The organism is Sphingobium sp. LF-16 (genome assembly GCF_003711185.1).
Lineage (GTDB): Bacteria > Pseudomonadota > Alphaproteobacteria > Sphingomonadales > Sphingomonadaceae > Sphingobium > Sphingobium yanoikuyae_A.
The window spans coordinates 1222841-1247445 of sequence record NZ_CP029335.1 but is presented as its reverse complement, the minus strand read 5'-3'; the positions used below and the strand labels follow the sequence as shown (position 1 = coordinate 1247445).

13 protein-coding genes are annotated in these 24605 nt (G+C 66.1%); 2 read left to right on the top strand and 11 right to left on the bottom strand.

Annotated elements, in window-relative coordinates; translation table 11 throughout:
* Positions 1–1668 (top strand): urocanate hydratase, encoded by a 1668-nt coding sequence (gene hutU, locus DIZ22_RS05950; RefSeq protein ID WP_048936538.1) that lies wholly within the window; start codon positions 1–3, stop codon positions 1666–1668.
* 19 nt (positions 1669–1687) lie between these two features.
* Here the strand turns inward: hutU and DIZ22_RS05945 are convergent, their stop codons facing one another.
* The 7 genes from DIZ22_RS05945 to DIZ22_RS05915 all read right to left on the bottom strand — a co-directional run bounded on the left by DIZ22_RS05945 (position 1688) and on the right by DIZ22_RS05915 (position 13327).
* Entirely contained in the window at positions 1688–2698 is a 1011-nt protein-coding gene (locus DIZ22_RS05945; RefSeq protein ID WP_048936539.1) for a glycosyl hydrolase family 8, read from the bottom strand.
* Positions 2688–3152: a hypothetical protein gene (locus DIZ22_RS05940; protein ID WP_010339109.1), complete on the bottom strand. Its 465-nt coding sequence runs from the start codon at positions 3150–3152 to the stop codon at positions 2688–2690. Before DIZ22_RS05940 ends, DIZ22_RS05945 begins: the two co-directional genes overlap by 11 nt.
* On the bottom strand, positions 3152–6526 hold the full coding sequence (locus DIZ22_RS05935) for a cellulose biosynthesis protein BcsC (RefSeq protein ID WP_053094323.1): 3375 nt from the start codon (positions 6524–6526) through the stop codon (positions 3152–3154). Before DIZ22_RS05935 ends, DIZ22_RS05940 begins: the two co-directional genes overlap by 1 nt.
* Positions 6523–10899: a UDP-forming cellulose synthase catalytic subunit gene (gene bcsA, locus DIZ22_RS05930; RefSeq protein ID WP_122928034.1), complete on the bottom strand. Its 4377-nt coding sequence runs from the start codon at positions 10897–10899 to the stop codon at positions 6523–6525. Before bcsA ends, DIZ22_RS05935 begins: the two co-directional genes overlap by 4 nt.
* Positions 10896–11615, bottom strand: coding sequence for a cellulose synthase operon protein YhjQ/BcsQ (locus DIZ22_RS05925; RefSeq protein WP_004212465.1), 720 nt, complete (start codon positions 11613–11615; stop codon positions 10896–10898). The genes bcsA and DIZ22_RS05925 overlap by 4 nt, the downstream gene beginning before the upstream one ends.
* Positions 11615–11962 carry a hypothetical protein gene (locus DIZ22_RS05920; RefSeq protein ID WP_048936541.1) on the bottom strand — a complete coding sequence of 116 codons (348 nt, stop codon included), beginning with the start codon at positions 11960–11962 and terminating at the stop codon, positions 11615–11617. Before DIZ22_RS05920 ends, DIZ22_RS05925 begins: the two co-directional genes overlap by 1 nt.
* A 192-nt stretch (positions 11963–12154) precedes the next feature.
* On the bottom strand, positions 12155–13327 hold the full coding sequence (locus DIZ22_RS05915; RefSeq protein WP_037521545.1) for a MaoC family dehydratase N-terminal domain-containing protein: 1173 nt from the start codon (positions 13325–13327) through the stop codon (positions 12155–12157).
* A 295-nt stretch (positions 13328–13622) separates the two neighbouring features.
* On the opposite strand from DIZ22_RS05915, the gene DIZ22_RS05910 reads away from it, so the two are divergent.
* Positions 13623–15203, top strand: a complete 1581-nt coding sequence (locus tag DIZ22_RS05910; protein WP_122928033.1) for an ABC-F family ATP-binding cassette domain-containing protein — start codon at positions 13623–13625, stop codon at positions 15201–15203.
* Here DIZ22_RS05910 and nagE read toward each other — a convergent pair.
* From nagE to DIZ22_RS05890, 4 genes are all read right to left on the bottom strand, one after another.
* Positions 15200–16876, bottom strand: coding sequence for an N-acetylglucosamine-specific PTS transporter subunit IIBC (gene nagE, locus DIZ22_RS05905; protein WP_048936543.1), 1677 nt, complete (start codon positions 16874–16876; stop codon positions 15200–15202). The genes DIZ22_RS05910 and nagE overlap by 4 nt on opposite strands.
* Positions 16873–19341 (bottom strand): phosphoenolpyruvate--protein phosphotransferase, encoded by a 2469-nt coding sequence (ptsP, locus tag DIZ22_RS05900; RefSeq protein WP_048936544.1) that lies wholly within the window; start codon positions 19339–19341, stop codon positions 16873–16875. Before ptsP ends, nagE begins: the two co-directional genes overlap by 4 nt.
* Positions 19338–21614, bottom strand: coding sequence for a family 20 glycosylhydrolase (locus DIZ22_RS05895; protein WP_048936545.1), 2277 nt, complete (start codon positions 21612–21614; stop codon positions 19338–19340). The genes ptsP and DIZ22_RS05895 overlap by 4 nt, the downstream gene beginning before the upstream one ends.
* Positions 21615–21744: 130 nt before the next feature.
* Positions 21745–24405 (bottom strand): TonB-dependent receptor, encoded by a 2661-nt coding sequence (locus tag DIZ22_RS05890; RefSeq protein ID WP_122928032.1) that lies wholly within the window; start codon positions 24403–24405, stop codon positions 21745–21747.
* Positions 24406–24605: the final 200 nt, after the last annotated feature.

The following is a 24605-nucleotide window of genomic DNA, read 5'->3' as shown; positions in this document are numbered from 1 at the left end:
ATGACCCGCATCGACAATAGCCGCATCATCAAGCCCGCCACCGGCACCGATCTCAGCGCGAAGAGCTGGCTGACCGAAGCGCCGCTGCGTATGCTGATGAACAATCTCCATCCCGATGTCGCGGAGCGGCCCGAGGAACTGGTCGTCTATGGCGGCATCGGCCGTGCCGCGCGCGACTGGGAAAGCTATGACCGGATCGTCGAGACGCTGAAGCGCTTGGACGACGACCAGACCTTGCTGGTCCAGTCGGGCAAGCCTGTCGGCGTGTTCCGCACCCATCGCGATGCACCGCGCGTACTGATCGCCAACTCCAATCTGGTGCCGCACTGGGCCAATTGGGAGCATTTCAACGAACTCGATAAGCGGGGCCTCGCCATGTACGGCCAGATGACCGCGGGTAGCTGGATCTATATCGGCACCCAGGGCATCGTGCAGGGCACCTATGAGACGTTCGTCGAGATGGGGCGCCAGCATCATGGCGGCAGCCTCAGCGGCAAATGGCTGCTGACAGCGGGCCTGGGCGGCATGGGTGGCGCCCAGCCGCTCGCCGCCGTCATGGCCGGCGCGTCCTGTCTGGCGATCGAATGCCAGCCCAGCCGCATCGAGATGCGCCTGCGCACCGGCTATCTGGATGTCGCCGCCGCGACGATCGAGGAAGCCATGGCGATCATCGAGAAGAGCTGCGCCGACAAGAAACCCGTCTCGGTCGGCCTGCTCGGTAACGCGGCCGAAATCCTGCCCGACATGTTCGCGCGCGGCATTCGCCCCGACCTGCTAACCGACCAGACCAGCGCCCATGATCCGGTCAACGGCTATCTGCCCGCCGGCTGGACCGTCGCCGAATGGATCGAGCGGCGCGAGCGCGAGCCCGAAGCGGTGGCCAAGGCGGCCAAGGCCAGCATGGCGGTCCATGTCCGCGCCATGCTGGATTTCCAGGCGGCCGGCGTCCCCACCACCGACTATGGCAATAATATCCGCCAGATGGCGAAGGATGAGGGCGTGGACAATGCCTTCGACTTCCCCGGCTTCGTGCCCGCCTATATCCGTCCGCTTTTCTGCCGCGGCATCGGCCCGTTCCGCTGGGCGGCGCTGTCGGGCGATCCGGAGGATATCTACAAGACCGACGCCAAGGTGAAGGAACTGCTGCCCGACAACGCCCATCTCCATAACTGGCTCGACATGGCGCGGGAGAAGATCCACTTCCAGGGTCTGCCCGCCCGCATCTGCTGGGTCGGGCTTGGCGATCGCCATCGCCTCGGTCTCGCCTTCAACGAGATGGTGGCGAAGGGCGAACTCAAGGCCCCGGTCGTCATCGGCCGCGACCATCTCGACAGCGGTTCGGTCGCCTCCCCCAATCGCGAGACCGAAGCGATGATGGACGGATCGGACGCGGTCAGCGACTGGCCGCTGCTCAACGCGCTGCTCAACACCGCATCGGGCGCGACCTGGGTATCGCTCCACCATGGCGGCGGCGTCGGCATGGGTTACAGCCAGCATAGCGGCATGGTGATCGTCGCCGATGGCACGGCGGAAGCGGCCGCGCGGCTGGAGCGGGTGCTGTGGAACGACCCGGCAACCGGCGTGATGCGCCATGCCGATGCGGGCTACGAAATCGCGCGCGACTGTGCCCGTGAAAAGGGGCTGGATCTGCCGGGGATATTGGGCTGAGCCGCCGGCTCAGCCCCGATCAGGCGAGCTTGCCGGCCAGCATCTGCAAGGAGGCGGCATAATAATCGGTCGACAGGCCTGCCGGTTGCGGCAGGCCCATGATCTTGCCGGCAATCGCCATGCCACCCGCCGACAGGGCATAGGGCGCGACCTCCCCGGACTGGACATCGACCCAGGCCGGGATCGGCTGTTGCCGGGTCACATAGCCCTGCCAATAGTCGCGGATCGGCTTCAGCAGCGCCGCCCGGCGCCCGGCCTGGGCGTAGAGCGGCACGCGGATCGCGTCGAAGCCGAAACGGGCGGGCTTGCCCACGGCCGGCACGACCATGTCATGCCCCGTCACATCCACCCAATCGGTCGGCAGCTTGAGCGGACCGAATTGCGCCGCCGCCATCAGCGCTTCGCTGTCGCTGATGATCCGCCCCCAGGCCGCCTCGCCATCCAGGCGACGGAAGGCGTCGAGCGCGGGCCAGACGAAATAGGAAGGGTTGAGCGTCACCGCCTCCGGCGTGACGAAGCCCTGCAGGCCGGGCAGCAGCAATGTGCGCCCATGGCGTTCCAGCACCAGATGCTGGCGGATGGCGGCGCGGATCTCGGCCGAGCGGGTGGCATAACGCCCCTCGCCCCAGCTTTTGGCCGCCTCCGCCAGTGCCCAGGCGATGAACAGGTCGCCATCGGTCGCATTATTGGTGTCGGCCACCGGATTGGGCTGCCGGGGATCATAACGCCAGGCGTAAAGCGCCATGTCGGGCCGGACCAGATTGCTATCGGTCCAGCGCAGGATGGCGTCGAATGCTTCCCGGTCATCGTTCCACAATGCCAGGCCCAGGCCATAACCCTGCCCCTCGCTATGGCTGACACCGCCATTGCCATTGTCGATGATGCGGCCGGACGGGTCGAGAAACGCCGCCTTGAACCGGGCCCAGTCGCCATTGCTCACGCTGCTGCCCCGCGGCTGGCGCGCCTTGGCGCAGGCTGCCGTGAAAACCAGTCCCATCCCCACCAGCAACGCACGCCGGTCAACGCCCATGGCGTATTTCCATGATGCCGTCGCGCCATTGCAGCACGGATGTATGCAGGTCCGCGCCGCCGCCCAGCGCCCGGAACCAGGCATCATAGGCGCCACGCAGCAGCGGCGGCGCCATGTCCGCCCAGCGGCCATCGACATCGCCCTGAAGCGTTTCGGGCAAACCGACATGCTGGATCATGATTGCATCGTCCGTCATTCGCAATTGCGCCTCACCCCAGCCCAACGTCCGCCACAGCCGGTTGATCCGCGCCATCAGCGCATCCCCGTCCGAAATGTCGGCGACCTGAAGCAGCGACGCGATGCGCCGACCGACTGCGCCAAAAAAGGCGTCGGCCTGGCCACGGGTCGCGGTGCCGAACACCTCGCTGCCAATCATCGCGGTCAGCAGCGACAGCCCGTCCATCGTCCACTGATCGGTTTCGGCGGGCTGATATTCCACGGCTTCCCGGATCATCAATTGCCTCCCAGAGACTGTTTGATCCCAATCAGCGACTTGAACTCGTCATAGCTGCCGAAGGTGTTGATGCTCATCTCACCGCCGACCCGCGTGCTGGGACTGACACGATAATAGATCGAGCCGTCCGCCGAAAGGGCAAAGCCGGTCTTGCTCAGGCTGTCATAATAGGAGCGCACATCGCTGTTCTGGGCCTTGAGGCCATCCAGCACCGCCTGTGCCGCCGGATCGGTCGGATAGACATTGACCTGATCCTGGCTGTAGCTCTGATAGCCAGGCGCCACGCCCGCCTTCACCTCCAGCAGGTCCGACGCATAGGCATAACGCACCGGCAGGCTGATGCTGAAGAAGCTCTGCGGGCTGAAATAGCCGCCAAAGCCGTAGGTGAAGTAGTTCTGATTATTGTCGAAATCCTGATAGTTCACATTGACGCCGCCGGTGATCGACGAACGGTCGCCGCGATAGAAGGGCAGATAGCCACCGACGTTCGCCTGGAAGCCATGGTTCTTGCGGACATCATGCCCGGCATATTTATAATAGGACAGGTCGCCATAGACCCCCGCCCCATCCTGATCATAGGAGAAGGATGCGCCGCCACCGGTCCGCATCACCTGGCCCCACATCGCCCCGGTCACGGGATCGCGTGTGCCAGCATAGGACAGGACGCTGTCGGTCACCGGCTTGCGCTCGAACCAGGCGCGGGCCGTCGCATAGGGCGAGAAGCGCGGGCTGATCGCTGCATGCCAGGTGACGTCGCTATCCTCGAAACCGAGTGGCGTGACGCCAGCCTCCAGCTTCAGCAGCGGCGTCTCATAAGCAGCCGACAGCGCCACGCCGGACGCATGCTGGGTATCGGCGTCCACCAGTGCGGATTCTTCCTGATCGACGATCCCCTGCGCTTCGGGCGTCGCATTGCGACCGAAGCGGGCAAGCCCCGACCGGCTGGGGCGGCCGGCATCCAGCACCACGGCTTCCGCCCTCGCCTTGATCCGGCCGTTGCCAAGGCTGGTGGAGACTTCGGCCGATCCGGTCAGTTCCTTGAGTTCGCTCAGGCCCGCTTCACCCGATCGCTCGCGATAGCCGGTGCGCAGTTCGGCGCGCGGGCCACTGTCGCGGGTCAGGGTGCGGATCTCGGTCTGGATACGGTCCATCACCGGATCGCCGCTTGTCATCATCGATCCGCCCGGCGCGGACGCCGGCACGCCAACCGCCGGATAACCGCCCGGCATCGGCGCAGACTGGGCCACGACCGCCGGCGGGAATCCGCCGGCTTCGCCAGCCTGCGGCATCGGCGCGAACGCCATGCCTGCCGGTGACGGCGCTTGTCCGGCCAGCCGCGCGCCCGATCCCAGCGCGAACGGATTGACCGCCGCCGGGGCGGCCGCAGCCGACTGGTTGCGGAACGGGTTGTTGCCCTGCATCGTCGCGGCAAAGGGATTGCTGGCAGTGACATTGCCTGCGCCGCTCTGCGCGGCATAGACTTCCTTCGCGCGCTTCAGGTAGCGCAGCGCGGCGCCCTCGTCGCCCCGCGCCTGCTCCATCCGCGCCGCCGCCATGTAGATCTGATAATCATTGGGCGATTGCTGCAAGGCGCGCTCGATCGTGGCGCGTGCCAGATCCTTGTCGCCCGCTGCGCCCGCCGTCTCGATCAGGCCCATCAGCGCGCCCTTGTCATTGGGCGACTGGGCCAGGACCAGTTGGTAGGTCTGCGCCGCCTGAGCCGGCATACCACCCGACTGATAAAGCCGTGCCAGCGCGGCCAGCACTTCCTGATTGCCCGGCGCAGCGTTCCACGCGCCCTGCAGCAGGTCGAAGGCCTGCGCGTTCTGGCCTGCGAGCCGCAGCCGATCGGCCTGCGACGCCGCCATGATGCCGTTCATCCGCGCGACGACACGCTGGCCGTCGGGCGTATTGCCCGCCAGTTGCGCGGCGCGCTGCACGGCGCTGGTGGCAAAGGCATCGCGCCCGGTCTTGGCCAGCACGCGCACGATCGGTTCATAGCCGGCCGGGTCGGTGATGGTCCCGGCGGTCAGCGCCTGCTGCGCCAGTTGCGCCGCTCCTTCCCGGTCACCCAGTTCGAACATCGCATCGGCCACAGCAGCCTGCTTGGTCGGGTCGATGCCGGGGGTCGCGGCCAGTTGGCGCAGTGCCATCAGCGCATCGGCCTGCCGCCCCTGCGCGGCCATCGCCTTGGCCCGCTCGATCGCGCCGTCCACCTTCAGGCCGACAGCGAAATTGCGCATCTGTTCCGTACGCTGCATTTCGGGAATCCGCGCCATCAGCGTATCGGCGGCCGACGCCCGGCCGCGATCGGCGTTGAGCAGCGCAGCGGCATAAAGCCAGTCGGGATCACTCGACGATCCCAGCGAGTTGATCAGCGATTCCGCCTCGGGCAGGCGCTGGCGCTGGATCAGATAACGGGCAAACTCATAACGGATCCACGGATCCTGCTGGTCCAGCAACAGGCCGGAATGAAATTCCTGTTCGGCGGTGACATCATCGCCGCGCGCGGCCGCGGCACGGGCGCGATCGCGCGCCGCCCGGCTCGCCAGCCGACCATCGGACTGCTTGGCCCCTTCATTTGCCTGCCGGTAAAGGTCTGCCGCATCGGCATAGCGCCCCTGCCGCTCATAGATATCGGCCAGCAATTCGAGCGCCGGGCCACGCTGCGGATAGCCGGAACGGACCAGCGCCTCGGCATCGGCCTGCGCTTCGCCAAGCCGGCCCTGCGCCAGCGCCGCACGCGCATCCGCAAGCCCGCCAAAGAAGCGGGCGGAGGCCAGCGCCTGCGCCCATTGCGCCGCTGAACCGCGCTGCGATGCCTGATCGAGCAGGTCACGCGCTTCGCCGAAGCGCCCCTGGCGCAAGCGCACCAGGCCAAGACCGCCCAGCGCGTCGGCATCATTGCGATTGGCGGCCACGGCGCGCTCGAACGCCCGCTCGGCGCCATCCAGATCATTGGCGTCGAGCGCCTTGAAACCGCTCGCGCGCGACGCGCCACCGCCTACATTGCCGCTCGGGCGCGCTGCTTGCGTCCGATTTGCCGCCGAGGGAGCCGCTGTCGGCGTGGGCGTCGGGCGTGGCGTCGCTTCGGCGCGCCGTGCCGGCGCTGGCGCGGGCGTGGGTTTCGGTGCCGGCTGTGCCTTGGGCGGCGGGCCGGCCAGTCCCTTGCGCGCTTCGGCATTATTGGGATCGAGCGCCAGTGCCCGGCGATAGGCCTGGTTTGCCAGATCCTGTCGCCCCTTGGACTGCCAGTAGCGGCCCTGCTGGATCAGCGGCGCGACGCCCGGCACTTCGGCCAGCGTGGGCATCGGCGCCATGCAGGCCAGCGCCAGGGCGGCGCAGGTGACAGGCAGGCGGAGGGTGCGGCTCATGCCTCATCCTCCTTGCTCAGGCGGCGGCGCTGCTGCCGGCTGAGATAGAGATAAAGCGGTCCGGCGAGGATGAGCGCCGCGAGCAGGCCGCAGGCGGCCATCAGCAACGGCCGCTGGCTCAGCCAGAAGGCCGCCTTCATCCAGAAGGGCAGGTAACCGACCCAATAGCCGGGTCCGACCGCAAAGCTGCTCATCCCGTCGCCGCTGGTGACGGCCAGGTCGCCCTGGATCTGGGCGTTGATCTTGGCATCGGCCATGCCGCCGACCAGATCGGGCAAGGCGCGCGGATCGTCCGCCAGCAGGGCCACGACGCTGCGACCACCCTCGAACGGGGATTCGAAGCCGACAATGCCGGCAAAGCCGCTGGACGAGGTGACAAACGCGTCCGCTTCGCCATCACCCGATCGATCGAACGGCGAGAAGAAGGCGAAGATGCGCTGGATCGGGCTCATCTCCGTCACCTGCAGCCGGCCATTTTCATAGCGGACCGGCGCGCCGGCAAAGAGCTGGTCGGAACCCGCGACGCTGCTGCCGCCGATAACGATGATGTCACGCCCCTGCAGCCGCTCGCCATCGACAGCGTTGGCGACGACGACCCCGGTCACTGGCGCGCCGGTGGAATCGCCCATGCGGCCCATCAGCACCAGGAAGGCCTCGACCGCCCCGGCGGAAGGCTGGCCGCCCATCAGCACCGTGGTTTCCGACAGGTCGGGACGGATGGTGAAGGGATAGCCGGCGCCGGCAAAGGTCGCGAGATCGGGCATGTGCAGCGCATGATAGGCGCGGCTGAGGTCGATGCTGCTGCTCGGACGCACGCTGACCCGGACATTGTCGGGCAGCGTCCCTTCGCACTTTTTCTTGTCGGCAATGATCAGATTATAGTCGAAAATCAGCTCGTTCTGGCCGAACAGATTGTAGCGCGGCAACACGATCGAGGCGCTGGAATCGTTGGACGATGCGCCCTGCGCCCCGAACAGGCTGTCCCACCAGCCAGCCCCGGCGAGCGGCAGCGTGCGGAGATACTGGTTGTTGATCGAGACATCGAGACGCGAGGCGCGACGATCAAGCCATTTGGCCGCCGGATAGCGATAGCGCAGGTCGAGGCGACCGCCCTGGCGCGGCCAGAAGAAGAGATCGGGCGCGACCCGGAAGCGCGCCGACAGCGGGCCAGGCGGCAGGCCCATGCCCTGCAGCGCATTGGCATCCATGATCTCGCCCAGCTGGACCGGGCGGTCGGTGCGCAGCCAGCGCGGCGCGGCATAGCGCGCAAAGGTCGGGATGCGGACGCCATCAAAGTTCATCCGCGCGCCGCTCAGCACGCCGCGACCGCTGGCGATCGCCGCAGCGGCCAGCTTCAATTCGCTGGCGTTGCGGCCCATCACCACCAGCAATTCGCCGAACGTGTCGCGAGGATTGCGGATGACGGTGGCGCTCGGCCCGGTGATCGACAGGTTGAGGCCGGCGATCGGCCGGTCCGGCGTCGCGAACAGGATCGCGTTTCCGGTCGGGATCTGGTTGTAGACCGGCTTGAACGAAAAGCCGCGATAGCTGGCTTGCGCACCCAACCAGGAAGCCAGGCTGGCGGCCGCCTCCAGCTCGCCAGCGCGCGGCGTGCCGGCGAAGACGAAGGGCAGGCGCAGCGGCAGATTGTCGTGCCGATCAAAGAAGGGACCGGGCAGACGGCCCAGATCCGGCGCCATCGGCAGCGTCTGGACGCTGAGGTCGAACCAGGACCGGACATTGCTGATATTGGCCCAGAGCGAACTGTGGAACGGATCCTCGCAATCGCGCGCATAATGGCCGACCAGGCGCAGGTTCAGCTGGTTGTCGCCCGGCAGGAACAGCGCCGGATTGACCGGAATGGTGATGTTCTGACCACCGGATTCCGCCGGGGTAAGGCGAATGGTGCGGACCACCTCGCCGTTCAGCAACACGACCAGTTGGCTGAGATCGCCGAGCATGGCCGGCGACCAAGCGAAGTTCAGCGTCAGGCTGCTATCGGTCACCACCTCGTTGCGGCGCATGCCGAAGGGAATGCCGATTTCGCCGCGCGTCCCGGCCAGGCGGATCGGCATCTTGACCTGCAGGTCGCGGAAGCTGAGCCGCTGCTTCTGCACGCCCGCCGCGGTGGCGGGTGCCAGCGTCGCGGCAGGTGCCTGTGCCGCCTGCGCGAAGGCGTGACCGCTGCCTGCGAGCAGCAGCGTCCCGATCGCGGCCAGGCCCAGCAATGCGGCCGCAGCCTGCTTGGCGGCTTTCGCCGCGGCGGCCAGGCGAACGGCCTTCTTCTGCTTGCGGCGCTCCGTGCGGTTGAGGCGGAACAGGCGCTTGAGGGTCATATAGTCGACCACGATGATATCCCAGAGAGAGTGCAGGGCCGAAACCGGCTTGCGGGGGGCAGCGGGCTGCCATGCATCGGCACGGCCCATCACCGCGCGGACAAGGTGGCGCGAAGAGATCATGTCCAGTTCCTGGAAGCGCAGATTGACCTCGCCCCGATCGAACCGGACCATTTCGACCGGGATCGTCAGCTTCTCGTCGCCCATCGGCAGCGACATATAGGCGACGCGCCGGTCGCGCAGCGGGAAGTCGGGCGGCACGGCGATCGCCGCGCCCCCCATCGAAATGTCGATCGTCGTCGCGTCGATCACATAGCCATCGGCCATGTAGAGAGTGACCGGCAATTCGGTGACGATGCGGATATATTCGCGCGCCTGCCGCGTCTCGCGCGCGACCGAAACGGCGGCGATCAGGATGATCAGACTGAACACGGCCCAGACGACGTTCAGCACCAGCGTATCGGTCTGGATGTTGAACAGATGCGGGAAGAAGACCCGCTTCACGATCGCCAGCCCGATGCCGAAGATGATGAGGCCGATGCAGATCAGGTGCGGGCGCACCGTCGACAGGTCGAAATAGGTCCGGTCGAGCAGGCTGCCCTTGTCCGTCACGTTGAACTTGCCCTTGCGCGGCTGGAAGAAGGTCATGACCGTCGGGCGCGCCAGGTGAAAGGCCAGAATCGTCTCGTAGATTTCACCCCAGAACGGTCGGCGATCCCCGCCCTGCGTATTCGCCGACGATGTCATCGAACAGACCAGATGCGGCAGCGCATAGGCGAAGATCAGCGATGCCGAGGCATGGATGATGTTCTGGCCGAAGATCAGATAGGCAAGCGGGCTGGTCAGGAAGACGATGCGCGGCAGCGGAAACTGGAAATGCAGCATCGCATTCAGGTAGCAAAGCCGCTGCTGCCAATTGAGGCCGCGCCCGAACAGCGGATTGTCGATCCGCAGGATCTGGGTCATGCCGCGCGCCCAGCGGATGCGCTGGCCGATATGCAGCACCAGCCGTTCGGTCGCGAGGCCAGCGGACAGGCGCGCGCCGATATAGGCGGTATTCCAGCCCATGCGCTGCAATTTCAACGCGGTATGGGCGTCCTCGGTCACCGTCTCACCGGCAAAGCCGTTGGTCTGGGCCAGCGCATCGCGGCGGATGACTGCGCAGGAACCGCAGAAGAAGGTCGCGTTCCAAAGATCGTTGCCAGACTGGACCGCACCATAGAACAGGTCGCCCTCACCCGGCAGGTCGCGCACCGTGCCCAGGTTGCGCTGGGCCGGATCGGGCGAATAGAAATGGTGCGGCGTCTGCATCAGCGCCAGCTTGGGATCCTGCTGGAACCAGCCGACGGTCATCTGCAGGAAGGCGCGGGTCGGCACATGGTCGCAGTCGAAGATGGCGATCAGTTCGCCATTGGTCTTCTTCATCGCGGCATTGAGGTTGCCGGCCTTGGCATGAAGATTGTCGCCGCGGGTCAGATAGCCGCAGCCGGCCTGGCGCGCGAACGCCTGAAATTCGGGCCGGCGACCGTCATCCAGGATGAAGACGCGGAAACGATCGGCGGGATAATCCATGTCCATCGCCGCGAACACGGTGTTGCGAACGATCTCCAGGCTTTCATTATAGGTCGGGACATAGACGTCGACGCTGGGCCATTGATCGGGCTCACCCTCGATCTCCACGACTTCACGGTCGAGCGGCCAGCCGGTCTGGAGGAAGCCCAGCACCAGGATCAGCCAGGCATAGACTTCGGCCAGATACAGGCCAGACCCCAACAGGAATTCTGCCAGGGTGCCAAACTCCAGCGTTTCGGTGGTGCGCCAGAACATGTAGCGGGTCGATACGATCATCGACAGGATCGCGAGCACCAGCAGGGCACGACGGCTGCGCATCCGCCCCAATATGGTCGCGCCCACGATGGTGATGCCGGCAAAGATCCACTGCGCTTCCAGATCGAGCGGCACGGTGATCGCCAGCAGGGCGAACAGCCCGGCCAGCACCAGCAACCCGTTGCTCAGGATCGCCTGCCGGGCCTTCACGAAGTAGCCTCCTCGGCCGCCTCAACCAGGCCAGCCGCCTGTTCCACGGTCGTGACCAGCCTGCGCAGATCGTTGAGCGCCACGCTGGCCGGCGCGAAGCGGGCCAGCGGCTCGAACATCGCGCTTGCCTCGTTCACCGCCTCGTCACGGCGGATCGTGCCGAGCAGCTTGCTGCCGAACAGTTCGCGCAGGAAGATATGCGTGTGGCGCGACAGGCGATGGGTATCGTCCAGATGGTTGAGCACGAACCCGGTCTTGGCGAGATCGATCGTCGCCGTGCCCGGCTCGACCTTGGGCAGGGCCGCGAGCGATCCGGGACGCGGATGCAGGGGGCAGACATGCAGGGCGGCATGCGGCAACAACATGTCCTTGGTCTCGCGGTCACCCGCCGCCACATCGGCAATGAAGATCTTCTTGCCGGCGAACGGCGAATGATCCGGCTTGCCCAGCAGATCCTGGAAGGTCGCGTCACGGCGCAGGCCATAGGCGGAAAAGAGCGCGACGCCCGACACCGCGATCTGGTCCGCGCTGCCGTCGTTCAGTTCCGGCAGGCCCTGGGCCGGGGTCAGGCCGAAATAGAGCTTGAGAGAATCCTGATAGGTGAAGTCGAGCGCGCTGACATCATGCCCGCGCTGCGCCAGATGGATCGCCAGTTGCGCCGCGATGAAGCTGGTGCCGACGCCGCCCTTGGGCGAATGACAGAGGATCAGCGGCATCAATAATCTCGCTTGTCGGGATCGTTCGACAGATGGCCCAGGAAATCGCGCAGATTGCCGCGCGGCGCAGCGGATGGTGGCGCGTCCTGATAGGCGTCGAACATGCTGGTCACATTGGCGCGGGGTGCGGGCACATGTTGCTCGGGCTCGGCGCGGCGGATCGCCAGCACGGCTTCGGCCTCGCGCGCTTCCAGTTTGGACAGGGGACGTCCGACCACGCGCGGGTCGGTCAGCAGGGCCTCGAAGATCGGCCACAACTCCATGTCCGCGAAACTGTCCGCGAACTCGCGATAGCGAAAATCCCGGCGCCCCAGCCGGGCCAGAAGGCTTTCTGCGTCGGAGCGCATGGCCCTGTTCTCCCTGATATCCAAGGAAAACCTAGAGTAAAATGGTTAACAAAATCTTTAGAAATTCGAAGAAGTTGCGGCATTGCGGGCGCTGCGTGCGACGCACCGTTCGTCGCACGCAGGAAAATCCCCTTTTTGCTTCAACATCTTGGCACCGCGAGCCGCAAAAACGCGCCGCGGCCATTGCCGCGCTTATTTGCGCGGCAATGCAACTTCCGCCTTGGCGGTCGCCAGGGTCGTGCCCAGCTGATTGACCATGCGGCAGTCGATCTGCACCACGTCGCGACCGTCATCGTCGACGAACTTGTCGACCACCGTGCCGGTCATGATCGTGATGTCGCCGGTGAAGGCCGGCCCGCGATAGGAAGCGACCGAATGGGTCACCATGCCCCATTCGCCGGCCCAGCCGGCCAGATAATCGACGATCCATGCGCCCATCGATGCACCATAGCCATAGGCCCGCGGCATGCCGATGAAGCGGGCCCAGCGCGGGAAGAGATGGCCGCGCGACGGCCCGAAATAGGCGCCGTCGGTCAGTTCCGGATTGATCCGCTCCATCACCGGGTCATTTTCATGCCCCGCCATTTCCTTGACGAAGCCGAGCGCCTCCATGTCGAGATCGGTGCGCCGGTGCGTGCCGCCCCAGATGGTGAACAGATAGGCGCGCCATTCGGTGGTGAAACTGGCGATGCTGTGCGGGCCGATGACACGTTCAGGCAGCGCGGCGCCGATCTGGATATCGTCCCAATAACGTTTGCCATGGCCCAGTTCGTGCAGCATCTGCACCCAGTCGAACTTGCGATCCTGGATCTGCGCCAGTTCCTCGTCGCTCCACACCGGATCTTCGGTGCCCTCGACCACATCGGTCGTCTTCTCGCGCCCCGCCTCGGCCAGATAGCGGATCGAGGTGGAGCGCTGCTTGGCAATCAGTTCGCCATTCTGGTTGTAATAATTATTGTCGCCACGCTGGAAACAGGTCGGCCCGGCGAACTTGGTATCCTTGACCGTATAGTCGAACGGGATGCGCTCATTATGGACCAGGTCGCCGCCCTGGATACGCGGGCCATAGAACCACCATTCATCGCCGCCGAACAGCAGATGCGAATTGGGGATGGCACCCACGCAGGCCGGCCCGGCGCCATGGCCGTCATCCATCGTCACGGCAAAGCTCTGCGGCGCGACCAGCCGGCCCCAGCGCCCCTCGGCGGCATAATCGGCATCATAATGGAGCAGATTGGGATAATGCATCGCCTGCGCCCAGCGGCGGATGTCATTATTGTGGATCGGCTCGCGCATCCGCGCAGGCTGCATCGGCTTGCCGAGATATTGGTCGATATCCGAACAGTCGAAGACGGCTATGCTCATGGTTCCCCTCCGAGGAAATCTTTGTTCCGCCCTGCCATGGCGGAGCAGCGCCCGACGGCACAAGTCCACGGCCGGCGACAGCATGCGCACCGACAGGCGAAAACATCCCGCCAAGCCGCAGAAAAGCGCGATTTTTCGTCGTTTATCGCGATGCCGATGTTTGTCCTGTGCGGCCCGGCGCTTGAACAGGGCGGCGATCGCAGCTAAATTGATGCCTCAATTCACCAGAAAAGAGACCGTGCCGTGGATTTCAACCTGACCGCAATGCCGATCCGCAACGCTGCCAGGGAAATTCATGCTCATGCCCGCCATATCCTGTTCCAATCTCGGCTGGACCACGCCTGACGGCCAGTCCGTCCTTTCCGGTCTAGACCTTCGTTTCCAGAGCGAGCGCACCGCCCTTGTCGGCCGCAACGGCGTCGGCAAGACGACCTTGCTGCGCCTGATCGCCGGCGATCTCACCCCCAGCAGCGGCAGCATCGCCGTGCAGGGCCGGCTCGCCCGCCTGCGCCAGGCCGTGCAGTTCGGCGCGGATGAACGGATCGCCGATCTGTGGGGCGTGGCCGATGCCATCGCCCTGCTGCGCCTCGCCGAAAGTGGCGATGCCACCGCCGAGCAACTGGCCGATGCCGACTGGACGCTCGAAAGCCGGATCGACGCCGCGCTGGAGCGGGTCGGGCTCGCTGCCGGGCCGGATACCCGGCTTTGCACTTTGTCGGGCGGCCAGCGCACCCGCGCCGCGCTCGCCGGCGCGATCCTGGAAGCCCCCGATTTCCTGTTGCTGGACGAACCGACCAACAATCTCGACCGGGCCGGGCGCGCGGCCGTCGCCGAACTGGTCGATGGCTGGCGCGCCGGCCTGATCCTCGTCAGCCATGATCGCGAGTTGCTGGAGCGCGTCGACGCGATCGTCGAACTTACCGGCCTCGGCGCCCAGCGCTATGGCGGCAACTGGTCCCATTATCGCGCGCGCAAGGCGGTCGAACTCACCGCCGCCGCCCATGATCTCGACATCGCGGAACGACAGGTCAAGCAGGCCGCGCGCAAGGCCCAGCTCGCGACCGAGCGCCAGCAGCGACGCGACGCCGCCGGCGCCCGCAAGGGCGCGCGCGGCGACATGCCCCGCATCCTGATCGGCGCGCGCAAGAACCAGGCGGAAGCCTCTTCCGCCGCTGGCCGCCATGTCGCGGAGCGGCTGCGCGCCGAGGCGGAGGATCAGGCGCAAGCCGCACGCAGCCGGGTCGAGATATTGGAGCCGATCCGCATCGCCCTGCCCTCGACTGGCCTGGCGCCGGATCGGATCGTCCTGCGCCTCACCGATGTCAGCGTCGGCCATGATCCCGCCACGCCCTTGCTGGCGCATGTCGACCTGCTGGTCGAAGGGCCGGAACGGATCGCCATCACCGGCCCCAATGGATCGGGCAAGACCAGCCTGCTTGCGACCATGGCCGGCACATTGCCGCCGCTCGCCGGACGGATCGACCGCCCGGTGCGCCACGCCGTACTGGACCAAACCGCCGCGCTGCTCGATCCTGCCCTATCGATCGCGGACAATCTCGCGCGCCTGCATCCCGAACTCGACGAAAATGGCCGTCGCGCCCTGCTCGCCCATTTCCGTTTTCGCGGCGACGCTGCGCTGCAACGGGTCGTTAGCCTCAGCGGCGGGCAGATGCTGCGCGCGGGCCTGGCCTGTGTGCTGGGCAGCGCGCCGCCGCCACTGCTGATCCTCGACGAGCCGACCAACCATCTCGACCTCGAAGCGATCCAGGCGGTGGAGGCTGGGCTGCGCGGCTATGATGGCGCCCTGCTGGTCGTCAGCCATGACGCGCGCTTTCTCGACGCGATCGGCATCACGCGCCGGATTGCGCTCGGCTAGGCGGCCCGCAACGCTTCCGCCAGTGGCTGCACCTGATCGCCCAGGATCAGGTGCAGCCAGCCATCGGCCGATGCCGGCAGCACCCAGGCCTTGACCCCGGCGCCCCGCAACGCCGCCGCGTCCACGGCAGCGGGCCGATCGACGCGCACCAGAAGGCGCGTGCCGCGCGGCTCGACCGCGCGCACGCCGGCGCCCTTGAGCAGAGCGACCAGATCGGACGTGCCCGCGATCGGCGCCGGATCATGCCCGGCCAGCGCGCTGCGGATCTCCGCTGCGACCTGATCGGCGATCGGCCCCAGCACCACCTGGAAACCGCCGTCGCGCAGGCGGACGACGCCGCGCGCGCCCAGCGCCCGCAAACGGGCCTCGTCCGCGATTGCACTGTCGCCCAGCACCAGACGCAGCCGGGTGGTACAGGCATCGACCGATCGTACATTGGACTTCCCGCCCAGCGCCGCGACCATCGCCGGCCCGCGCGCACCGGCCACGTTCGGCATGTCCACCGCAGCGGCAGCTTCATCCTCGCGTCCCGGCGTCTTCAGGTTGAAGCGGCGGATGCACCAGCTGAAGGTGGCATAATAGACAGCGAAATAGACAAGCCCGACCGGGATCAGCATCAGCGGCTTGGTCGCCAGACCATAATTCATCAGATAGTCGAACAGGCCAGCGGAAAAGCCGAAGCCCAGCTTCACGCCCAGCGCGTCCATGACCACCATCGACAGGCCGGTCAGCACCGCATGGACGACATAGAGGATCGGCGCCAGGAAGATGAAGCTGAACTCGATCGGTTCGGTCACGCCGGTGAGGAAGGAGGTGAGCGCAAGGCTGAGCAGCAGGCCACCGACGCGCTTGCGCCGATCCGGCAAAGCGGTGCGATACATGGCGAGGCAGGCGGCCGGCAGGCCGAACATCATCACCGGGAAGAAGCCCGACATGAAACCACCAGCGGTCGGATCGCCCGCGAAGAAGCGCTTGATATCGCCGGTCGCGCCATGGAAGTCACCAAGCAGGAACCAGGCGACATTGTTGATGATGTGGTGCAGCCCGGTAATCAGCAGCAACCGGTTGAGCAGGCCATAGACGAACAGGCCGAGCGGTCCGGCCGCCACCACCCATTGGCTCAGGCGATCGATCCCCGCCTCGATCCAGGGGAAGCCAAGGCCGAACATCAGCGCGCCGAACAGGCCGGCCAGCCCCGCGACGATCGGCACGAACCGGCGCCCGGCGAAGAAGGCCAGATAGTCGGGCAGCTTGATGTCGGAAAAGCGGTTGTAGAGCAGGCCCGCGACGATGCCCGACAGGATGCCGGCCGGCACGGAGACCTTGGCGATTTCCTTGGCGCGCCAGGCGGCCTGCGCCGCCTCCGCCACGTCGGGCGGCAGGACCAGCAATACCTTCGCGCCCTCGGTCGTCACCAGATAGGCGATCACCCCGGCGAGGCTCGCCGCGCCATGATTTTCGCGGGCGAGGCCCACGGCGACACCGGCGGCGAAAAGCAGGCCGAGATTGGAGAAGATCGCGTCGCCCGCTGCCGCGACGAAGGGAATGGCGAGCATGTCGGGCTGGCCAAGGCGCAGCAGCAGCGCGGCGATCGGCAACACCGCAATCGGCAGCATCAGCGCCCGGCCAAGGGGCTGTAGCCGGGCCAGCAGGTTGGCGGGACGGAAGCTCATGGCAGGACTCCTTGAGCCATTTCGCGCACGGCAGCGGGGCTTTCGGCGGCGCAGGCGCGCTCCGCCAGGTCGATGCAACGGGCCATGTCGAGCGTGCGCACCACCGCCTTCAACCGGGCAATGGCGGCGGGCGTGGCCGACAATTCGGTGATGCCAAGGCCGATCAGGATCGGTGCGGCGAGCGGGTCGGAGGCAAGGCCGCCACAGACGCCGGCCCAGCGGCCATGACGCTGCGCGCCGTGCCCGACTTCGCGGATCAGGCGCAGTACCGCGGGATGCAGCGCATCGATCCGGTGCGACACCGCCGCGTTGCCGCGATCGACGGCCAGCGTATATTGGGTCAGGTCATTGGTACCGATCGACAGGAAATCGGCCTCGGCCGCCAGCATGTCCGCCAGCATCGCCGCCGCCGGCGTCTCGATCATCACGCCCAGCGGCACCGGCGCGTCGATACCCAGCGCCGCCTTTTCCGCGTCCAGCATCGCCCTGACCGCGCGATAGTCGGACAGGTCCACAATCATCGGCAGCATGATGCGGCACTGGTCCGCCGGCACGGCGCGCAGGATCGCGCGCAACTGTACCTGCATCAAGTCCGGCCGGGCGAGGCTGAGGCGCACGCCGCGCAAGCCCAGCGCCGGATTTTCCTCGGCCGCCATCGGCAGATAGGGCACCGGCTTGTCGCCGCCAATGTCGAGCGTCCGCACGATCAGCGGCCGATCGCCCAATGTCGTTGCGATACCGGAATATATTTCTCGTTGTTCGGCCTCGTCCGGCGCCTCCGCCCGCTCCAGAAACAGGAATTCGGTGCGCAGCAGGCCGCACCCCTCGGCCCCGGCCGCCACGGCGGCGGCGGCATCGGCCTGCGATCCCAGATTGGCGAAAATCTCGATCCGGGTGCCGTCGGCCATGCGACAATCGGCATGAGCCTGCGCCCGGTCGCGGCTGCGCTGCTCGCGCGCGGCGGCGATCCGCGCGCTGACCTCCGACAATGTGTTCACGCCCGGATCGGCATCGATCCGCGCCCCGTCCGCGTCCAGGATGACCGTCCGCCCCTCGGCGATGGCCAGCACATCCCGGCCGGCGGCGACCAGCATCGGGATGCCGGCCGACGCCGCGAGGATCGCGACATGGGAAGTGGGACCGCCGGCCGCCGTGCAGATTCCGGCCAGACGGTCCCTATCGAGCGCCAGGAACTGCGAGGGGAGCAGATCCTCAGCGATCAATATGCTTTGAGGGGGCAGCGGCGGCACCGCGCTTGCCTCGCTGCCAAGCAGGGCGGCGATCAGCTGTCGCTCGATATCGATCAGGTCGGCGACACGTTCCATCAGCAGCGGATCGCCGGTCGCACGGATCGCCTCGGCCGCCTGGGCGGTCGCATGGCGCCAGGCGAAGGCGGCGCTGCGCCCGGCATCGATCTGGTGCCCGGCCGCCTCGGCCAGTTCCGGGTCGGCCAGCAGCGCGCGATGCGCCGCCGCAATCTCGGCCGCCAGGCCATGGCCCGCCGACAATTCGGCATCGACTGTCGCCATCGCCCGCGCGAGCGCGGCATGTTCGGCCGCGCCGCCCTGCCCGTCGCGCGGCACGTCGACATCGGCGACGCGCAGCTGCACCACCTGTCCGATTGCGAGCCCCGGCGCAGCCGTCACCGGGCCGTGCTGCGGCACGACCGGCGCGGGCGCGGGATGATCGACCTTCGCCTCCTCACCCAGCCCCGCTTCGATCAGCGCCACCAGCGCCTCGACCGCCGCGCGGGCATCGCTGCCTTCGCCCCGGATGATGATCTCATCGCCGCTACGCACGCCAAGGCCAAGCAGCCCAACGGTGCTGCGCGCATTGACGCTCTTGCCGTCCCGCACGATCGCCACCGGCGCGACGAAGGTGCGGAGCAGCGCCGCGATCCGCGCGGCCGGACGGGCGTGGATGCCATGGGGGGCGTCGACGCACACGACCCGTTGATGGCTGTCACCTTCGCTGTCACCTTTGACCGCTGCAGGCGCCAGCGCCGTGATCCGCGCAACGCCATCCTGCCAGCCGACCCGCCGGTCGAGCGGCTCCAGCGACAGGGCATAGCCCTCGCCCGCCAGCACCACCGGCGTGATCAGCGCCTTGGCCCCTTGCGCCACGGCGTCGAGATCGAAACCGATCAGCAGGTCTCCGGTCGCAACGGCATCGCCCGGCTTCACTTTCGGCGTAAAGCCCTTGCCGCCCAGCGTCACCGTCTCCAGCCCGACATGGATCAGCAGTTCCGCGCCATTGGCCAGGCGCAGCGAGACCGAATGGCCGGTCGGCGCCACCGTCAGCACGGTCGCGTCGGCCGGCGCGCGGACTTCGCCTGCGATCGGGTCGATGGCAAAGCCCTCACCCATCATCCCCTCGGCAAAAACCGGATCGGGCACGCTTTCGATCGGCGCCAGCCAGCCCGCCAGGGGCGCGCGCAAGGTCACGCTGGCCATCATCCCGCTCATGGGATCAGTTCCACCTGCTTGATCGCCCATAGGGGCTCAACATCCTTCGCCGTATAGGTGATGCACAAATTTGCCTTGCCGCTGCGCGGCGCGATCGGCCCGACCAGCCGGGTCACTTCCGGGTTCCCGACCGCCGGCGCCAGCGGCAGCACGGCGATGCGCTCGCCCTCGCAATTGCCGGCCCGCACTTCCATCTCGCCCGCCGGGGTCGCCGGGGGGCGGAAATGGATGGCGTCGCGATCCTTGCCGATCTGGAAATTGAACGGAAGCTGGCCGACCTCGATCGCGATCCTGGACGCGCCGCCAACCGGGGCGTCGACATAGAGCCAGCAAGGCTGCAAGATATCGATCAGGAAATGCGCCCGCTCGCCCTGCGCCGGGGCATCATCCTCCAGCGAGAGCACGACCTTGTTGGCGCAGCTTGCCAGTTGCTCGTCGGTGCGGCGGCGCAGGAAGGACGCGTCGAGACCGATGTCGATCGCGCCCGGCATCATCCCGCCGCGCCAGACGGTGCCGGCCCGCAACCGGGTGCCGACCGGCAGGCTGAGACCGTCCTTGTAGACCGGCGCGCGTGGCGTCACCGCGCTGCCGTCCAGCGTATAATGGATCGGAAAGCCCGACTGGCTTTCCAGCGTCACCCGCGCCGCCTTGTCGCCTGACGCATAATCCGTCTTCGCCGTCACCGTCAGCGCGCTGATCGCGGGCTTCAGGCCCAGCGTTCCCATCCGCGTCATCTGCGGCACCAGCCGGTCCATGAAGCTGGCAAAATCATGGCTCGCGACCGGCGACCAGCCGATTTCGGCGACGGCGCTGCCGCGCGGGAATTGCTGCCACTGGGCGCGTTCCTCGGTGCGGACATGCTCGGTGAAGAGATTGCCCTGCAGCCCCAATATATGCTGCTGCTCGGCGGCGCTCAGCCCTTCGGGTTCGGGATTGAAGTCATAGACGCTGTGCAGGTCGGACAGATGGCCGCGCCCCGGCGACTCCAGCGGCCCAAAGCCCTGGCGATTGTCGAAATAGAGGATCGGCGCCGGGCTCAATATCGCGTCATGGCCGGACTTGGCGGCGGTCACCGCCCCCTCGATCCCGCGCCAGGAGGTGATGGTGGCATGGGGCGAGGCGCCGCCTTCCAATATCTCGTCCCAACCGATCGGCTTGCGACCATGCTTGGTCAGGAAATCGTCGATGCGGTGCATGAACCAGCCCTGCATCGCATCCTCGCTGCTGATGCCCAGCGCCTTCATCTTCGCCTGCATCGCCGGCGAGGATTTCCACTGGTCCTTCACCGCCTCGTCGCCGCCGATATGGATATAGGGCGACGGGAACAGCGCCATCACATCGGTCAGCACGTCCTCCAGAAAGCCAAAGGTCGCGTCATCGGCATTATAGAGCCAGGGGAAGACGCCCCAGTCGGACTCCGTGCCCGGCGGGATCGGCACGCCCATGCCGAGCTTAGGATAGGCGCGGATCGCCGCCAGCGCATGGCCCGGCATCTCGATCTCCGGCACGATCATGACGCCGCGCGCGGCGGCGTAGGCGACGATATCGCGAATTTCGGCCTGGGTGTAGAAGCCACCGACCTTGGGCAGCGGCGGCGCGCCGGGTGCGCCAGCGGGCACGCGCCAGGCGGAAACTTCCGTGAGGCGCGGATATTTGGGAATCTCGATACGCCAGCCCTGATCATCGACCAGATGCCAGTGTAGCCGGTTGAGCTTGTTGACCGCCATCCAGTCGATCAACTGGCGCACATAGGCGGGCGACTGGAAATGGCGGGCGCTGTCGAGCATCAGCCCGCGCCACTGGAAGCGCGGCGCGTCGGCAATGTGCATCGCCGCGACCGATACCGGGCCAGCAGCCTGATCCTGCGTCATCGCCTGCCACAGCGTCACCGCGCCATAGAGCAGCCCCGCATCGTCGCCGGCGGCGATCGTGGCACCCTTGCCGGTCACGTCGAGGGTGTAGGATTCCGCTGCACCGGTCTTGGCGCGGCGGAACACTATCGCATTGTTGGCGTCAGCGCCCGTCTCGATCCGGGGACGAAAGCCCCGGCTGCGCGCGACCAGATCGGCGAACCGCTCGGCCGCGTTGCGGGCAGCGGCATCGCCGACAGGCACCCGGATCGGCGTGGTCGAGCTGATGAGAAAAACGCCCTGCCCTTCCCGCATCTGCGCGGGCACCGGCAACAGGCGGGGCAGTTCGGCCATGGCCGGGGCGGTGGCGATGCCGGACAGCATCAGCGACGCAAGCAGCGTCAGGCGGCGGGCACGGATCACGAAACAGGCTCCCGAAAATAGCGTGCCCTTGCCGCGCCGCGCGGACGCGACAAGGGACGTGCGGCGGGCGGACGCTGTTGCGTTCCGTCCCGCCGTCTTCAAGTCATGCGCCTTCTGACAGGCGAGGCAATCAATAGTTGAAGTTCACCGTCGCCAGGAACTTGCGGCCCGAGCGATAGACGCCGCGCGGCAGTGCCGTGGTGTTGGCATAGGCATAATATTCCGCGTCGGTCAGGTTCATGCCCGACAGGGTGATGCCGATCTGCGGCGTGACATTATAGGTCGCCGACACGTCCAGATTGTCGGAGTCCCGCACGAACATATTGTCGCCGCGGTCGATGCCGGTGAAATATTTCGACCGCCAGGTGTAGGTGGCGCGCAGCGCGACCGGGCCGCTTTCGAAGAAGGGGCTGACGCTGGCCTGATGCTTGGAATTATAGGGCAGCGCCTGGCCGCCTTCACCCGAACCGTCGGAATAGGTGTAGTTGGCCAATATGCCGAAGCCATAGGGCAGGTTCTGCTGATAGGCGACGGCAAAGCCCTTCACCTCGGCCGAACCGGCATTGTAGGGACGGCTGATCTGATAGGTCGTCACCCGGCCCTGAGACTGGTTGAAATAGCTCTCGGGCGCCGTCTTCTGCAGGATATAGTTGCTGATATCCTTGTAGAAGACTTCGGCCGACAGGATCGACCCCTGCTTGAAATACCATTCGACCGAGGCGTTGAGATTACCCGACGTGTAGGGCTTCAAGTTCGGGTTGCCGCCACCGCCGGTCAGCACCGTGTCCGACAGCCAGAAATAATTGGTCATGTCGGCATAGTTGGGACGCGACATCACCTTGGCGGCGGAGAAGCGCAGGATCAGATCCTGCTGCGCGGTCCAGGCGATATTCGCGCTGGGCAGCCAGTTGTCATAGCTGCGCTCGGTCGTCTGCCAGGTCCAGTCAGCTGCGCTGTTGCAGGGCGCGCCAGCGTTGCAGACATAGCCGGCGCTGTCGGTCTTGGTATTCACATAGCGCACGCCGAAATTGCCGCGCAGCGTGCCGGTGTCGAAATTGGCCTGGGCATAGACCGCGTTGATATCCTCCTGGATGTTCCAGTTACCGGCGGTAAATTCCGCCGCCGCGAAGATCGACGGCGTCGGTAGTGTCTGGCCTTCCAGATAGTCGACCATCGACGGGCCGCTGATGATGAAGCGGTCGGTCATCTGGTCGTTCACGCCGCTGAAGCCGCGCAGATAATTGCCCGCCACCGTCTTGGGATCGAACTGCGCCGCCGCGACGCCCAGACCATTGAGCGCAATGCCCGCATATTGCTGGCCGGTCTCGTGATGGCGATATTTATAGCCGATCTGGATGCGCTTCAAAGCACCGTCGAAATCAAAGCCGAGGTCAGCCTGGCCGTAACGCTCCTTGTCGCTGGTCGGCTTGGTGACGGTGTTGCCGCTCCAGCCCGGATCGGTCACGAAGGCATTGGGGTTGCCCTGAACATCGGTGGCATAGCTCAGCGAGCCGGGCGACTTGGGGGCGCCGCCGATATTCACGGTATAATCCGCCCAGTTGAGGAATTCGAGGAAGACCTGCCGCTTGGTGCCGCCGTCCGCGTCCGACAGGCCGCCTTCGACCGTCAGATCCCAGGTGCCACCGTCCCAACGCGCCTTGCCGCGATAGGTATCGGACTTCATTTCCGCCTCGCGATACTGGACGTCCAGCACCGACAGCGCATTCTTGAAGGTTGCGCTGGTGACGATGCCGTTATTGACCTCCAGACCGGTCAGCGCCCCCAAGCTGTTCCAGGTATTGCCCTGGAAGGCATACATGGACTGGTTGAGGTTGTTGTAGGTGGCGTCGATCTTGAGCCAGCTCGCTTCCAGGGTCAGCTCGTCGACCGGCTTCCACTGGGCGGTGGCCGAATAGGTCAGGCGCTCACGGCCCTGTTCGAAATAGGAGGTGCCAAAGGCGTTGGGGCTGATCGCGTCGAGATTATTGCTCAGCGTGGTGGCGCATTCGCCGACGCAACCATTGTCGCGCGAGTCCACCGGATTGTCGGCATTGCCGCCGGCCCACTGATCGGCCTTCATCGTGCCATAGGTTTCGACGCCGTCGCGGCGCAGCCGGTCCTTGGCGCGCTGGAACGAGGCGAGGATGCCGAACGTGCCTTCCTCATTATGCCAGCTGACCAGCGCCGATCCCTGGATATCGCCCTTCTTCGAGCGATCATTATAGAGATAGCCAAGCTGGCCCGCCATGGTGAAGGGTTTCAAGTCCAGCGGCTTGCGGGTCACGACATTGACCGTGCCGCCGATCGAACCTTCGTCGATGCGGGGTTCGGGCGACTTGTAGACATCGACCCGGCCGACCAGTTGCGGCGCGAGCAGCGCATAGTTGAAGGTGCGGCCCGGCGAGTCGAGGATGAACCAGTCGGCCGACGCCACGGTCTGGCCGTCCAGCAGGGTGCGGTTGAGCGCCGGATCGGTGCCCAGGATCGATACCTTTTCGCCCTGGCCAAACTGGCGGTCGACGGTGACGCCCGGCACCAGCGTCAGCGCTTCGGCGACATTGGTATTGGGGAATTTGCCGACATCTTCGGCGGAAATGCTGTCGACGATCGCGTCAGCGTTACGCTTGACGTCGATCGCCTTGGCGAGCGAGGCGCGATAACCGGTGACGACGATATCGCTGGCATTTGCATCGGCGTCCGGCGCGGAAGCATCGCTTCCCTGCGCATGCGCGGCACCGGAAAACAGCGCGATGGCGCTGGCGGTACCGACCAGAAAAGTCCGAATCCCCATATCTCACCCCTTATTTATATTTGATGCATGGCACCAATTGGGCGGACCAACTGCATACCAATAAGCAGACCATCCGCCGAAGTCATACCGCCGTCAAGAGGGATATTTTCAAAATTGTGACGGGGTTTGAAATTTTTCACTGGCATATGGTATTTAATTGGTCTTAGTGTGCAGACAACACAGATGCTGGTGGAGACGAG